At 54.8% G+C, this 13,737-nt stretch carries 13 protein-coding genes; 7 read left to right on the top strand and 6 right to left on the bottom strand.

Features of this window, described 5'->3' with window-relative positions:
* The first annotated feature begins 22 nt into the window (after positions 1-22).
* Positions 23-1,006, top strand: a complete 984-nt coding sequence (ycjG, locus tag HFD94_RS08090) for an L-Ala-D/L-Glu epimerase (protein ID WP_122888836.1) — start codon at positions 23-25, stop codon at positions 1,004-1,006.
* Here the strand turns inward: ycjG and mpaA are convergent.
* Positions 981-1,688, bottom strand: a complete 708-nt coding sequence (mpaA, locus tag HFD94_RS08085; RefSeq protein ID WP_010670220.1) for a murein tripeptide amidase MpaA — start codon at positions 1,686-1,688, stop codon at positions 981-983. The genes ycjG and mpaA overlap by 26 nt on opposite strands.
* A 152-nt stretch (positions 1,689-1,840) precedes the next feature.
* On the opposite strand from mpaA, the gene HFD94_RS08080 reads away from it, so the two are divergent.
* Both HFD94_RS08080 and zntB read left to right on the top strand, forming a co-directional pair.
* Positions 1,841-3,460: an ABC transporter substrate-binding protein gene (locus HFD94_RS08080; protein WP_122888837.1), complete on the top strand. Its 1,620-nt coding sequence runs from the start codon at positions 1,841-1,843 to the stop codon at positions 3,458-3,460.
* Positions 3,461-3,577: 117 nt separating this feature from the next.
* Positions 3,578-4,561: a zinc transporter ZntB gene (zntB, locus tag HFD94_RS08075; RefSeq protein WP_010244630.1), complete on the top strand. Its 984-nt coding sequence runs from the start codon at positions 3,578-3,580 to the stop codon at positions 4,559-4,561.
* Between the two features lie 486 nt (positions 4,562-5,047).
* Here the strand turns inward: zntB and ttcA are convergent, their stop codons facing one another.
* From ttcA to HFD94_RS08060, 3 genes are all read right to left on the bottom strand, one after another.
* Positions 5,048-5,983: a tRNA 2-thiocytidine(32) synthetase TtcA gene (ttcA, locus tag HFD94_RS08070; protein ID WP_122888838.1), complete on the bottom strand. Its 936-nt coding sequence runs from the start codon at positions 5,981-5,983 to the stop codon at positions 5,048-5,050.
* 1,153 nt (positions 5,984-7,136) lie between these two features.
* The gene (locus tag HFD94_RS08065; protein WP_022625602.1) at positions 7,137-7,397 is read right to left on the bottom strand and encodes a hypothetical protein; all 261 of its coding nucleotides are present in this window, start codon (positions 7,395-7,397) and stop codon (positions 7,137-7,139) included.
* Between the two features lie 213 nt (positions 7,398-7,610).
* Complete coding sequence (locus HFD94_RS08060; protein ID WP_010244641.1) at positions 7,611-8,267, bottom strand: MgtC/SapB family protein; 657 nt, start codon at positions 8,265-8,267, stop codon at positions 7,611-7,613.
* 184 nt (positions 8,268-8,451) lie between these two features.
* On the opposite strand from HFD94_RS08060, the gene HFD94_RS08055 reads away from it, so the two are divergent.
* Positions 8,452-8,727 carry a DUF333 domain-containing protein gene (locus tag HFD94_RS08055; RefSeq protein WP_003853763.1) on the top strand — a complete coding sequence of 92 codons (276 nt, stop codon included), beginning with the start codon at positions 8,452-8,454 and terminating at the stop codon, positions 8,725-8,727.
* A 31-nt stretch (positions 8,728-8,758) separates the two neighbouring features.
* Here the strand turns inward: HFD94_RS08055 and HFD94_RS08050 are convergent, their stop codons facing one another.
* On the bottom strand, positions 8,759-9,751 hold the full coding sequence (locus tag HFD94_RS08050) for a 2-hydroxyacid dehydrogenase (protein WP_167432980.1): 993 nt from the start codon (positions 9,749-9,751) through the stop codon (positions 8,759-8,761).
* A 146-nt stretch (positions 9,752-9,897) separates the two neighbouring features.
* On the opposite strand from HFD94_RS08050, the gene HFD94_RS08045 reads away from it, so the two are divergent.
* The 3 genes from HFD94_RS08045 to HFD94_RS08035 are packed head-to-tail and all read left to right on the top strand — an operon-like array spanning position 9,898 to position 13,063.
* A complete protein-coding gene (locus HFD94_RS08045; protein ID WP_167432979.1) occupies positions 9,898-12,528 on the top strand; it encodes a YdbH family protein in 2,631 nt (876 codons plus the stop codon).
* Positions 12,525-12,713 carry a YnbE family lipoprotein gene (locus HFD94_RS08040; protein ID WP_009090058.1) on the top strand — a complete coding sequence of 63 codons (189 nt, stop codon included), beginning with the start codon at positions 12,525-12,527 and terminating at the stop codon, positions 12,711-12,713. Before HFD94_RS08045 ends, HFD94_RS08040 begins: the two co-directional genes overlap by 4 nt.
* Positions 12,714-12,724: 11 nt before the next feature.
* The gene (locus tag HFD94_RS08035) at positions 12,725-13,063 is read left to right on the top strand and encodes a YdbL family protein (protein ID WP_167432978.1); all 339 of its coding nucleotides are present in this window, start codon (positions 12,725-12,727) and stop codon (positions 13,061-13,063) included.
* Between the two features lie 63 nt (positions 13,064-13,126).
* On the opposite strand, the gene azoR is transcribed toward HFD94_RS08035, so the two are convergent.
* A complete protein-coding gene (azoR, locus tag HFD94_RS08030) occupies positions 13,127-13,726 on the bottom strand; it encodes an FMN-dependent NADH-azoreductase (RefSeq protein ID WP_010244651.1) in 600 nt (199 codons plus the stop codon).
* Positions 13,727-13,737 lie beyond the last annotated feature (11 nt).

The raw sequence follows: 13,737 nt of genomic DNA, 5'->3' as shown, positions 1-13,737 counted from the left end.
CGTCGCACATTGTGGAGTGGAAATGAGAACGGTAAAAAGTTATCCCGAAGCCTGGCCGTTGCATACGCCGTTTGTCATTGCCCGTGGAACCCGCACTGAAGTCAAAGTGGTGGTGGTTGAAATTGAGGAAGACGGAGTAAAAGGCGTTGGCGAAGCGACGCCTTATGCGCGCTATGGTGAAAGCGAGGCGTCGGTACTGGCGCAGATCGCCGCGCTGCTGCCCGCGCTGCAACAGGGCATGACGCGCGAGGCGTTACAACAGACGCTGCCCGCCGGGGCGGCGCGCAACGCCATTGACAGCGCACTATGGGATCTCGCCTCACACCAGCAGCAGAGCAGCCTCTGGCAGCTTAGTGGTGTGACCGCACCTGAGGATGTCGTGACCGCGCAGACCGTCAGCATTGATACTCCCGAGGCGATGGCCAGCAGCGCGCTGGCGCTGTGGCAGCATGGGGCAACACTACTGAAGATTAAGCTGGATAATAATTTCATTACCGAACGGCTGATGGCGATTCGCGCCGCCGTGCCGGACGCGACCCTGATTGTGGATGCCAATGAATCCTGGCACGCTGAAGGTCTGGCGGCGCGCTGTCAGCTGCTGGCGGACATCAATGTGGCGATGCTGGAACAGCCCCTGCCAGCGGGTGAGGATGCGGCGCTGGAGAACTTTATCCATCCATTACCGATCTGCGCCGATGAGAGCTGTCACACCCGTGACAGCCTGGTGTCGCTGCGAGGCCGTTATGAGATGGTCAATATCAAGCTGGATAAAGCGGGCGGGCTGACCGAGGCGCTGGCGCTGGCCAATGCGGCTCTGCAGCAGGGTTTTGCGGTCATGCTCGGCTGCATGCTCTGCACCTCGCGGGCGATACGCGCCGCACTGCCGCTGGTGCCGCAGACCCGCTTTGCCGATCTCGACGGGCCGACCTGGCTGGCGGTGGATGCAGAACCGGCGATTAAAGTGCGCAACGGTCAGCTGATCATTGCTGCCAGCGCAGCAGATTAACCATCATCTCCAGGTAGGTTTCAGTGGCTTCATCCACTGAAATCACCGGCATTTCAGCGGTCACGCAGGGCAGGCTGAGATCTTTACACCAGCTGCCGAATGAGCCTGGTGTGTCATAACCAACGCTGCTGACCCGCGGAAGGCCGGTGTGGCTGGCCAGCCAACCACCAATCTCTGCCTGATGCGGGTCGTCAATACAGCCCAGCGGTTCATGCCATGAGACGATCCAGCGTGGTTTCAGCTGATGAATCAGCGCGCAGAGCGCCTGGGTTTCCGGTTCAGAAGCCGGATGAGCCCCGGTCGAGAGCGCCACATCACGCTCATCGGCAGCGCTGTTCCAGCGATACACCGTCTCGCCTGACTGCCAGTTCGCCGCCGGAAAGTTGCGGTTGAGATCGACGCCGTTAGCGTTCGCGCGCAGTCCGAGCTGACAGCCATCAGGATTGACCGCCAACACCACGTGGTGCCGACGCATTCCATCAGGCAGCGTCCGTAATGCGGCGGAGAGGGTGGCGATGGCCGCATTCTCATCACCGTGAGTGCCCGCCAGAATCAACCCGCTCTCGGGATCGCCCAGCGGTGCCGGAAACCAGAGCAGCGGCGCGCCCAGCACTGAGCGGCCATACTGCTGATAGGGGACGTCCAGTTTGCCGCGCAGGGGACGTGGATGGAGTGGCGACATAGTTATTTCCTCAAAGGGTTTTACTAAAAGTAGCGGAAAAGCCGTGCGCGGAAAATAGCTATTTATCTGTCAGCCATTTGCGCTAAAGTGCCCTGCACAAGTTGCATCGGCAACAGACTGATGCAGCGCTTCTTTGGGGTAAAGGAGTGATAATGGTCAAGACCTTTCGCATGACGCTGGCAGCAATCAGCCTGAGCAGCATCATCACACCCGCCATCGCGGCGAATCCACCCGCTGGCGCACAGCTGGCTGAACAGCAGCAGATCGTTCGCCATATTAAAGATGAACCCGCTTCGCTCGATCCGCTTAAAGCGGTAGGGCTGCCTGAAATTCAGGTGATACGCGATCTGTTTGAAGGACTGACCAATCAGGATGCGCAGGGCAAAATCGTGCCGGGCGTGGCGCAGAGCTGGAGCAGCAGTGATAACAAAACCTGGGTCTTTACGCTGCGTAATAACGCGCGCTGGTCGAACGGTGATCCGGTTACGGCTCAGGATTTTGTCTACAGCTGGCAGCGCCTGGTCGATCCGAAAAACAGTTCAGCCTTTGCCTGGTTCGCGGGCTTAAGCGGTATTCAAAATGCGGCAGCGATAACCAAAGGCGAAATGACGCCCGACAAGCTGGGTGTGGTCGCCCAGAGTAAAAACCAGCTGAAGGTGACGCTGGATCGTCCGGTGCCGTGGTTCCCGGCGCTGGTGGCTAACGTGGCGCTTTTCCCGGTGCCGCAGAAAATTATTGCGCAACAGGGTGACAGCTGGACGTCACCCGGCAAACTGGTGGGCAACGGGGCCTATCAGCTCAGCGAACGCGTAGTGAACGAAAAAATCGTACTGACACGTAATCCTCACTACTGGGATGATGCCCATTCGGTGCTGACGAAAGTGACTTTCGTGCCGATTAATGAAGAGTCGAGCGCCACTAAACGTTATCGATCCAACGATATTGATATCACCGAATCCTTCCCTAAAAACATGTATGCGCTACTGAAGAAAACCCTGCCCGGAGAGGTCTACACACCTGACCAGTTAGGCACCTACTACTACGCGTTTAACACGCAGAAAGGGCCGACGGCCGATGTGCGGGTTCGCAAAGCGCTCTCCTGGTCTATCGACCGGAAAGTGATTGCTGAAAAAGTGCTGGGCACCGGTGAGAAACCGGCTTGGCACTTTACGCCAGATGTGACAGCAGGCTTTAAGCCACTGCCCACGTTCATGCAACAGCACGATCAGAACAGCCTGAATGCACAGGCTAAATCGCTGCTCGCTGCTGCCGGTTACGGTCCCGGCAAGCCGCTGAAACTCAAACTGCTCTACAACACCTCTGAGAGCCACCAGAAGATTGCGATTGCTGTGGCCTCGATGTGGAAAAAGAACCTGGGTGTGGATGTCACGCTGGAGAACCAGGAGTGGAAAACCTATATCGACAGCCGTAACAGCGGAAACTTCGATGTGATCCGCGCCTCGTGGGTCGGTGACTACAATGAACCCTCCACTTTCCTGAATCTGCTGACGTCGGGCAACAGCAGCAACATCGCGCGCTTTAGCAACGCGGATTATGATGCGGTTATCGCCAAAGCCAGCCGGGAGACCAGCGATCAGGTACGTAACAGCGATTACAACCGTGCCGAGCAGATCCTGGCTGAGCAGGCTCCGATCGCCCCCATCTATCAGTACACCAATGGCCGCCTGATTAAACCCTGGGTCAAAGGCTATCCCATCACTAACCCTGAAGATGTCGCCTACAGTCGCGAACTGTGGATTGAAAAGCACTGAGTGCAGGTGGCCGGTCAACCGGCCACCCTCTGACATCTTTCTACACAGCCCGGAGATTGCAACTCAACACCGTCACGCTAGACTGTATCGTATTGATTTTAGTAGTGAGGCGACGGTGTGGACGTAATTGAAGGAAAAGCGTTACAGGTTTCAGATGCCATAATTTCCTGCCAGCTGGATGGCAAGGGCGGGATGATCCCGATTGCTGAAGATGAAGTCATCCAGTGTGAGCAGCCCTGCTGGCTCCATCTGAACTATACCCACCGTAAGAGCGCGGAATGGCTGCAGTCGACGACACAAATCCCTGATGCCGTGCGTGACGCCTTAGCGGGCGACAGTATGCGTCCACGCGTCAGCCGGCTGGGCGACGGCTTTATGATCGTGCTGCGCAGCGTCAACCACAACAGCGATGCGCGTCGCGACCAGCTGGTGGTGATGCGGGTATTTATCAACGATAAGCTCATCGTCTCGACCCGGCGGCGTAAAGTTTCTGCTGTCGATGAAGTTCTCACGGATTTGCAGAATGGTAACGGCCCGATTGACTGCGGCAGCTGGCTGGTCGATATCTGTGATGCCCTGACCGATCACACCAGCGAGTTTATCGAAGATTTACATGACAAAATCATTGAGCTGGAAGATGCGCTGCTTGACCAGCGGATGCCGGCACGAGGCGAACTCGGCCTGCTGCGCAAACAGCTGATTGTGATGCGGCGGTATATGGCGCCGCAGCGTGATGTCTATGCGCGGCTGGCCAGTGAAAAACTGGCCTGGATGGATGACACCGAACGCCGCCGGATGCAGGAAATCGCCGATCGGCTGGGACGCGGGCTGGATGATCTGGATGCGGGGGTGGCGCGTACCGCGATTCTGGCTGATGAGGTTGCTTCTGCGATGGCGGAGTCGATGAACCGTCGTACCTATACCATGTCACTGATGGCGATGATTTTTCTGCCAGCCACCTTCCTGACCGGCCTGTTTGGCGTCAACCTGGGCGGTATTCCGGGTGGCGAATGGCGATACGGTTTCTCTATCTTCTGTCTGCTGCTGGTGGCACTGGCCGTCGGGGTAGCGGGGTACCTGCGCAAACGGCGCTGGCTCTAACGTTATGCGTAGCGTATCGGTTATCTGCGCTGAAAATCCCGTAAAGGACGCAAAAGCTGATCGACATCAAGAACCCATTGTCGCTGCTGACGCAAACTCTCTCCCGCAGGTGAATGCAACGTCAAGCGATGGGCGTTGCGCTCCATATTGTCTTACTTCCTAATTTAGAATTAATGCATAGCACATTTAATTCGAAACATGCCGGCCCGTGTGCCGGCTTTTTTTTTGCCCGCCTGGCTGTAACGCCGTTCCTTACCTAAGCTTAAAGTCCATTCGCAACAAAAGGAGTACGGCATGAGCGCGATTCTTAACAGCGAGCCGATCCCCACGGATCCGATCCCGATTCCTGAGCCTATTCCTCAGCCACAACCCCAGCCTGATCCGCCGACAGATCCGGAATTTCCGCCGATAATGGATCCACCACCGCACCGCAATATATAAAAAAAGGGCGTGCTGCCAGCAGCACGCCCTTAACCTTTCCAGCACTTATTTAATCTGAATCACATCCAGACGCGCGCTGGTATCAGGGGCATCCTCTTCTTCAGCCCGCCAGCCAACAGGCTGTAGAGGCAGGGTTTCCCGGTCAAAGGCGAGATCCCCGCCGTCAACCACCGCATCGCCATGCTTAATGCTTTTGAAATCGAACAGATTGATATCCGCCATGTGTGACGGCACCACATTCTGCATCGCGCTGAACATGGTTTCGATACGGCCAGGATAGCGCTTATCCCAGTCTCGCAGCATATCGGCCACCACCTGACGCTGCAGGTTCGGCTGAGAACCGCAGAGGTTACACGGAATAATCGGGAACTGACGCGCTTCTGAGAAGCGGATGATATCTTTCTCGCGGCAGTAAGCCAGCGGACGGATCACAATCTGCTTGCCATCGTCGCTCATCAGCTTTGGCGGCATGCCTTTCATTTTTCCGCCGTAAAACATGTTCAGGAACAGCGTCTGTAGAATGTCATCGCGATGGTGGCCCAGCGCAATTTTAGTACAGCCCAGCTCAGTTGCGACGCGATAGAGAATGCCACGGCGCAGGCGCGAGCAGAGTGAGCAGGTGGTTTTGCCTTCCGGGATCTTATCTTTGACGATGGAGTAGGTATCTTCTTCGATAATCCGATACTCAACGCCCTGCGACTCAAGATATTCCGGCAGGATATGCTCAGGGAAGCCCGGCTGTTTCTGGTCGAGGTTAACGGCAATCAGACTGAAGTTGACCGGCGCACTTTTTTGCAGACTGCGCAAAATTTCCAGCATGGTGTAGCTGTCTTTGCCGCCCGACAGGCAGACCATGATGCGGTCGCCTTCTTCAATCATATTAAAATCTGCAATGGCTTCGCCGACGTTACGACGCAGACGTTTTTGCAGTTTATTGAGGTTGTACTGTTCTTTCTTGTCAACCGTTTGATTATCTTGCATTTTTACCTATCTCAAAATCCAGAAAGCGTAGCTAAAGGGCAAATTGCCGTGCGCGTTCAGCCAGACACTTCACTGCGGTGTCACGAATATGCAGCGTATGGTACGGATTGTTGCCGCGAATGCCAGTACTGGAGTGAAGTAATCAGCGGATAGCCGCCCGGGGAATCCGGCAGAGACTACCCGTTAAGGGAGCAGCGACATAAATCGATGCGGCGGTACTCAGTGAAAAAAGAGGGCAGGCCTTAACAGGTCATTACCCAAAAATTGCGGGCTGAGACAACACGAACAGAGTTCAACTATGCGATGTCAGCTGGCTGGGACATCTTTCCATTGGCAATCGATTTCATCATTGTGCGCAGAACAGGATGGCAGTGATGCCTGGTAAGCATCAGCCCGCGCATTCTCTTTTTTTGCCGCACAACCCGCAGTCATAAAAATGATTGAGATAATTAACAGATATTTCATCAGAGCGACCCGTTAACAAAAAAAAGAGCATGCACCGCTATTAATCAATCATGCATAAACGGCGTTCTTTTTATGCTTATCTGATTTGAGAATTTCCTTCGAATTGTTGCTATAAATTCGCAGTGAGTTAAATATCCTGATGCACTGTTAATTTTATTAGCGCCTGAATCTGAAAAACGCTGCTGTTGAATATGCGTTGACACTGCCGGGTTATAATTGTGAATGCGTAACATGCACCGGCATCAGTTTTTTTGTATCCCATTAAGTCTGAATCTATTCTACTGGCACATATCGCCACGTCCAAAACTGTTGCTTTTCAAAGCAGACGGGTGAAATTAAAGCCATTAAAGTGAATGTGAAAGTTAAAAAGGGCGGCTTTAATTTTTACACTCATAACTGTTTTTCCTGAGAGACTTGCTGTGACTTCATCGTTCCGCACATCATGGTAATGCGGGCAGCGTAACAAATCGTTAAATTGCTGGCTATATAGGTGAATAAGGACGGAGCAAACTTTAAATTCGATGAGACATCCGGTAAACACTCACGATATAAAAAATTATGGTGTCCGATTTATATTGACGCTGATACTCTTTTTACTCTGCTATGTTGCAGTCATGTATTGCGGCGTTTTGTTGCTGGTAAACCGACACGGATTGCTGCATTTCCTGCTGCACTGAATTTATTATTGCTAGCCACAGGCTTTAAAAATCCAGCGATAAGCATGATGTAAAAAATGTCTGAGCATTTCCAGCAAACTTTCAGCGCCTTCCCCCACCAGACACTGTCCGGTCTCAAGCGCATTATTTACGGAATTACGATGATCCAGGATCATCATGATGGCCATAGCGCCCGCAATCAGCGTAAAGATAAGCATGCTCAGTACTGGCCAGCTACTTTTACGTACAGAAGCGGACAGGGTTTCGTCACGATGGTCAGAGTTCTGGCGCATTTTTCACCGGATAAATGGTTACCTTAATAAACAATCACGGATTATGACATTAATTCCCGGCGGGCTCTATATCTCAGGTCAGGCTGCATGATGATGATAATAGATGAATCTGATGGAGAGGGCAGAAGGCAGTGCATACCGATAACTCCCTTCTGCAACGTCCTGGCGCTGAACGGCCTGTGTTCAGCAGGAATGATCTTTATGGAAAGGAATTTACATCATCTCCAGCGACTGAACTCCTTTGATCTCCATGACCTTATCGTAGAGGTGAGCATCGTTTGATTTGCGGGACAGCGTTACCTGAACGCTGAGCTCACACAGACCACTCTCCTCATCCCGATTAATCACCGTCACATTGCCATAGCGAATGCCTTCCCGCTGCATGACCAGCAGCACCAGCGGCACACTTTTGGGCTTAAGAAAAACCAGCAGCGTATGATGTTTACCGATGAGAAAATGGCTCAGGCGGCGGAAGACTTCCAGCACCACCAGTGCCAGCACTGTGCCATAAATGCCTATCTCATACATGCCGCTACCAATCACCAGACCAATCGCCGCAGTCACCCATAATCCCGCCGCCGTGGTTAAGCCTTTCACCACCTGCTTCTGAATCATAATGGTGCCTGCGCCAAGGAAACCCATGCCGCTGACTACCTGGGCAGCAATACGGCTGGGATCCAGTGCCACATGGTCACTATTGAGCATATCGGCGAAGCCATATTTCGATACCAGCATAAACATCGCACTGCCGATACCGACCAGAATATGGGTACGCAGTCCCGCTTCTTTGGCCCGCATCTGGCGCTCCATGCCGATCAGGCCGCCGAGAATACCGGCCAGCGCTATGCGAATTAACATATCCATTAACATGGCTTTACTCCGAATTAATAAGGGCCGAAAAAGGGTGACAGTTCAGCGATAACAGGTAAACAAGATAATTCTGCTTGCAAATGACGCCGGAGAATTTTGTAAAAAGCTGTTTCACCTCTCGACCCGTTGTGCTGCCTGACATATGCTGAGCCAGCCTTTTCCCCCACTTCCCGGAGTCCGACTGATGAAAGCAGCCACTTTTTTGCTGGCCGGTGCCGCATTATTACTCTCTGCCTGCAGCAGCAACAGTGATGATAACGAGCCACCGCAACAAGCCACCGCCGCCCACATCCAGCCACGGGTGGTGATGTCTTCCCTGGCAGAAAGCACCTGTTCGAATGCGGGCGGAACGCTGGCATTTTCACATCAGCTGGATGGCTCGCGAGTGGGGATGTGTCAGTTAGTGAATGGACGTCGCTGTGATGAGCAGGCGTTAATTGGCGGGAATTGCGCGCGCTGATGATCAGGCCGGATTGCTCCGGCCCGCACAGTCAGGCAGAGAGCCGGTTCGGGCAGTTTTCACCCCGGTCGAGCTGGCTGAGATTATTCAGTGTCGTTTCAGAAATGGCGGTCAGCGCTTCGGCGGTTAAAAACGCCTGATGGCCGGTGAACAACACGTTATGGCACGCCGACAGACGGCGGAACACATCGTCCTGAATCACATCATTCGACTTATCTTCAAAGAACAGATCACGTTCATTCTCATAAACATCCATGCCGAGCGCGCCGATTTTCTGCTGTTTCAGCGCGTCAATCGCTGCCTGTGAATCAATCAGACCACCCCGACTGGTGTTGATAACCATTACCCCATCGCGCATCTGTTTAAACGCATCGGCGTTGAGCAGATGATGATTTTCCGGCGTCAGCGGACAGTGCAGGGTAATGACGTGGGATTCAGCAAACAGCGTCTTCAGATCGACATATTCCGCGCCCAGTTCCAGCGCCTGATCACTCGGGTAGGGATCATACGCCAGCAGCCGCATACCAAAACCTTTCAGAATCCGCATCGTCGCGATCCCGATTTTACCGGTACCGATAACACCCGCGGTTTTGTTATGCATGTTAAAACCGGTCAGGCCGTCGAGCGAAAAGTTTGCGTCACGGGTACGCTGATAAGCGCGATGAATACGGCGATTCAGGGTCATCATCAGGCCGATAGTATGTTCAGCGACCGCTTCCGGTGAGTAGGCCGGCACGCGCACCACTTCCAGACCCAGCTCTTTTGCAGCAGCCAGATCAACATTATTGAAACCGGCACAGCGCAGCGCGATGTATTTCACACCCAGCCCGGCCAGCTCTTCCAGCACCGGGCGACTGCCGTCATCGTTTACAAAGATACAGACAGCATCGCAACCCACAGCGGTTTTGGCGGTGCTTTCAGAGAGTAAAAAGTCAAAAAACACCAGTTCAAAGCCGAACTGCTGATTGACCTGCTCAAGATATTTCTGATCGTAATGTTTGGTGCTGTAAACCGCGATTTTCATCGTTGTGCTCCTGCAGAGGTGATAGAGCAAGGATAACGTTTTCTGACTGACTTTGCTGAAACAGCTGACTTGTGTCCGGCGCAGACCTTCACCTCTGGCAGATTACATGCCATCATCGTTGTCAGGATACTGTAAGGAAAAGGATTATGGCTTTTATGCCACGGATGTTCCGGCGACGGCTGGCCGCCATTCTGGCGCTGATTCTGCTGCTGCTCGGCCTGATCTTGACTGTCACGCAATGGCTGCCGCGGCTGGTCGGCATCTGGCTACCTGAAGATACCCGCATTGAGCTGTCGGGCGCACCGCGCTGGCGGGAGGGTGGCCTGTGGTTGCCACAACTTCGTTATCTCGCAGGGGATTGCTCCCTGGCAACGGTAAAGGCGGTGTCACTGGGCTGGCATCAGTCGCGCTGGAAACTGAATGCGTCAGAGCTGACGCTGGATAGCACCTGCCTGCAAAAATTACCTGCCAGTGATGGCAGCACGGCAGCCCCCAAAACGCTGGCCGAATGGCAGGCAATGCTGCCTGGCGCCGACGTTCATCTGGGCAAATTAATTGTTACGCCGTGGCAGACGTATGCGGGCGCGCTGGATCTGACGCTGGAAAAAGATCGTCAGCAACTCAGTTATCAGGGCGATAATCTGCAGCTGGCGGCAACGCTGACCGGTCAGCAGCTCGCTATCAGTCGCCTGACGCTCACCCATCCTGCACTTCCTGAACCCGTCACGCTGAGTGGTCATCTGGCGTTACCCACCTTTGCCACTGATCTGCCGGTGAACGGCGAGGTGACCGGACAGCTGGCGCTGGACGCGCTGCCGCATCCCCTGAAGCTGACGCTTAACTGGCAGCAGCAGCAGGGCGAGCTACGCGTGGCAATGGCCGAAGTGACCAGGCCGCTTCTCAGACTGCCGTGGCAGATCAGCCGCGATCAGATTCGGATTGAAAAGGGCGAATATTTCTGGCCGCTGGAGGCTCAGCCGCTATCAGGGTTTGTTAACCTGACGCTGGATAACTGGCAGTCTGGCCTTGAAAGTAGCCAGATTAGCGGTCGCGTTAACCTGCTGACCCAGGGACGCGGCGGCAAGGGCAACGTGGTGCTCGGCGTCGGGCCCGGCAATCTCAGCCTGACCAACAGCAACCTGCCGTTTCAGCTAACCGGCGAAAGCAAGCTGGCCGACCTGCAACTTTACGGCTCCATTCCGGGCGTGCTCAGCGGCTCGATCCTCGATCCTCAACTGGTGCTGCAACCTAAATCGCTGCTGCGCCTGCGTGGCCGGTTGCTGTCAACGCTGGAAGTGGACGAAGCGCGCTGGCCGCTGGCGGGCGTACGACTCTCCTCGCAGGGTATTGATGGCCGCCTGCAGGCCATTCTCAATGCGCACGATGCCAGTTTTGGCCGCTTCCGGTTGCATCTTGATGGCCGCGCCGATGATTTCTGGCCCGATAAGGGCGAATGGAACTGGCGCTACTGGGGAGGTGGCGAGATGCTGCCGCTGCAGGCGCGCTGGGATGTTAAAGGCACGGGCGGCTGGCACGACACCCTGATCCATCTGGATACCTTGTCTACCGGTTTTAATCAGCTGGCGTATGGCAGTGTTAACGTTGCAAAACCGCGTCTGACACTGACTAAACCGGTAAACTGGCAGCGTGATGCGGCGCATCCGGCGTTCAATGGGCATTTCCGCCTGCAGGCAGGAGAGACCCGCTTCAGCTATGGCGGACATCTGGCAGACTCCACGCTCGACTTTGAGGCTAAAGGTCGTGATCCCGGCTATTTTATCTGGCGAGGCAGTTTACAAGCGGGCAAGGTTGGCCCGCTACGGGTTAACGGCCGCTGGGATGGCGAACGGCTGCGCGGCCAGGCCTGGTGGCCGGCACAGTCGCTGACGGTGTTTCAGCCGTTGCTCAGCCCCGACATGAAAATGCAGATCCAGGGCGGCCGTTTGCAGGCACAGGTCGCTTTTTCCGCCGCAAGTGAACAGGGTTTCCAGGCGGGAGGCCACTGGACGGTAAAACAGGGCAGCATCTGGACGCCTGACAGCCAGGTTAACGGTATCGACTTCTCGCTGCCGTTCAGATTCCATGAGCAGCAATGGCAATTTGGTCAGCATGGCCCGGTATCACTGCGCATTGCCGAGGTTAAGAACCAGTTTGCGATGCAGAATATTCGCGCTGACCTGCAGGGTAACTGGCCGTGGTCCGAACAGGCGCCGCTGACGTTGCAGGATGTCAGCCTTGATCTGCTGGGCGGACAAATTACGCTGCCCGCTTTGCGCATGCCGCAGCATGAGCCAGCCCGGGTGTCGCTGCGCAATATCAGCCTCAGCGAGCTGGTGACGGCGCTGAAACCTAAACAGTTTGCCATGTCGGGCAAGGTCAACGGTGAGCTGCCGCTGTGGCTCAATAATCCACACTGGCTGGTGGAGAAAGGGTGGATTGCCAACAGCGGTCCGCTGACCTTCCGGCTGGATAAAGATATGGCGGATGCGATTACCCGCAATAACGTGGCGACGGGCGCCGCGCTGGACTGGTTACGCTATATGGAAGTCTCCCGCAGCTGGGCCACGATCAATCTGGATAATCTTGGCGACCTCATCATGGAGGCGCAGGTGCAGGGCGTCAGCCAGTTCAGTAACCGTCGTCAGACAGTCAATCTCAACTATCATCATCAGGAAAACCTGTTTCAGCTCTGGCGCAGCCTGCGCTTTGGCGATAATTTGCAATCCTGGTTAGAGCAACATGCGAATTTGCCATCCAACAAGGACACTTCACCATGAGCCTGAGGGCACTACTGGTTCTGGCAGCCGGACTGCTGAGCATCGGCTGCGTGCCGCGCATTGAAGTCACGGCACCTAAAGATCCCATCACCATCAACATGAACGTGAAAATCGAACATGAGATCCACATCAAAGTCGATAAAGACGTGGAAGCGCTATTGAAAAACCAGAGCGGTCTGTTCTGAGGAGAGCAACGATGAAACGCATAAGCGCGGTGCTGTTCCTCGCCCTGACGATGGCGCAGCCTGCCTGGGCACTGACGCTGGATCAGGCGCGGCAATCGGGGCGAGCAGGTGAAACGCTCTCCGGCTATCTGGCGGCACGTGCGCAGGATAGTGAAACGCTGGCACTGGTGCAGCGTATTAATGCCGGACGTCAGCAGGAGTATCAGCGACTGGCAGAACAGAATAATCTCTCCACGGCCGATGTCGCCAGTATTGCCGGACAGAAGCTGGTGAGCCGTGCGGCAGCGGGGGAATATGTGCGCGGCATGAACGGTCAGTGGCTGAGAAAAACGGCAGAGAGCAGTCAGTAACCGGCGAAAAAAACCGGGCGCATGGCCCGGTCTTTTACAGCGTCATCCTGAGATGAGTGAGACTTATGCCGTCACGATCTGCTTGATAGCGTCTTTCGCTTCAGCGGTCGCTTTGCTGGCCACTTCCGGACCGTAAGCGATGCCTTCAGCAAACACGAACTCAACGTCAGTGATGCCGATGAAGCCCAGGAACAGCTTGACGTAAGGGGTCAGCAGGTCAGTTGGGGTATCTTTATGAATGCCGCCACGGCTGGAGATAACGACTGCCGTTTTGCCTTTAACCAGACCTTCCGGGCCTGCTTCGGTGTAGCGGAACGTCACGCCAGCACGGGCAATCAGGTCGAAATAGTTTTTCAGCTGCGTCGGGATGTTGAAGTTGTACATTGGCGCGGCAATCACCACTTCATCATGAGCCTGCAGTTCTGCAATCAGTTCATCAGACAGGTCCAGAGCCTCCTGCTGACGAGGTGACAGCGGGGTATCAGAGGGACGCATTGCACCCACTAACTCGCCATCCAGTACCGGGATCGGGTTAGCCGCCAGGTCACGTACGGTAACCTCTTTACCCTGGGCCTTTGCCTGTTCGATGTAGAAGTCAGCGAGCTGGCTTGATTGTGAGTAGCCTGCAAGAATGCTTGATTTCAGAACTAAAACTTTGCTCATGGTGGTTTCCT

This window comes from Pantoea sp. EKM20T, from assembly GCF_011800485.1.
Classification (GTDB): Bacteria; Pseudomonadota; Gammaproteobacteria; order Enterobacterales; family Enterobacteriaceae; genus Pantoea; species Pantoea agglomerans.
The sequence above is the reverse complement of the archived record's forward strand: the minus strand, read 5'-3'. Positions and strand labels throughout refer to the sequence as shown.

Coding starts and splice junctions, on each gene's coding strand:
- mpaA (WP_010670220.1), bottom strand. CDS start 1,688: ATGTCGCCACTCCATCCACGTCCCCTGCGCGGCAAACTGGACGTCCCC.
- HFD94_RS08065 (WP_022625602.1), bottom strand. CDS start 7,397: ATGCGCCAGAACTCTGACCATCGTGACGAAACCCTGTCCGCTTCTGTA.
- HFD94_RS08040 (WP_009090058.1), top strand. CDS start 12,525: ATGAGCCTGAGGGCACTACTGGTTCTGGCAGCCGGACTGCTGAGCATC.
- HFD94_RS08050 (WP_167432980.1), bottom strand. CDS start 9,751: ATGAAAATCGCGGTTTACAGCACCAAACATTACGATCAGAAATATCTT.
- ttcA (WP_122888838.1), bottom strand. CDS start 5,983: ATGCAAGATAATCAAACGGTTGACAAGAAAGAACAGTACAACCTCAAT.
- HFD94_RS08060 (WP_010244641.1), bottom strand. CDS start 8,267: ATGTTAATGGATATGTTAATTCGCATAGCGCTGGCCGGTATTCTCGGC.
- azoR (WP_010244651.1), bottom strand. CDS start 13,726: ATGAGCAAAGTTTTAGTTCTGAAATCAAGCATTCTTGCAGGCTACTCA.
- HFD94_RS08035 (WP_167432978.1), top strand. CDS start 12,725: ATGAAACGCATAAGCGCGGTGCTGTTCCTCGCCCTGACGATGGCGCAG.
- HFD94_RS08080 (WP_122888837.1), top strand. CDS start 1,841: ATGGTCAAGACCTTTCGCATGACGCTGGCAGCAATCAGCCTGAGCAGC.
- HFD94_RS08045 (WP_167432979.1), top strand. CDS start 9,898: ATGGCTTTTATGCCACGGATGTTCCGGCGACGGCTGGCCGCCATTCTG.
- ycjG (WP_122888836.1), top strand. CDS start 23: ATGAGAACGGTAAAAAGTTATCCCGAAGCCTGGCCGTTGCATACGCCG.
- HFD94_RS08055 (WP_003853763.1), top strand. CDS start 8,452: ATGAAAGCAGCCACTTTTTTGCTGGCCGGTGCCGCATTATTACTCTCT.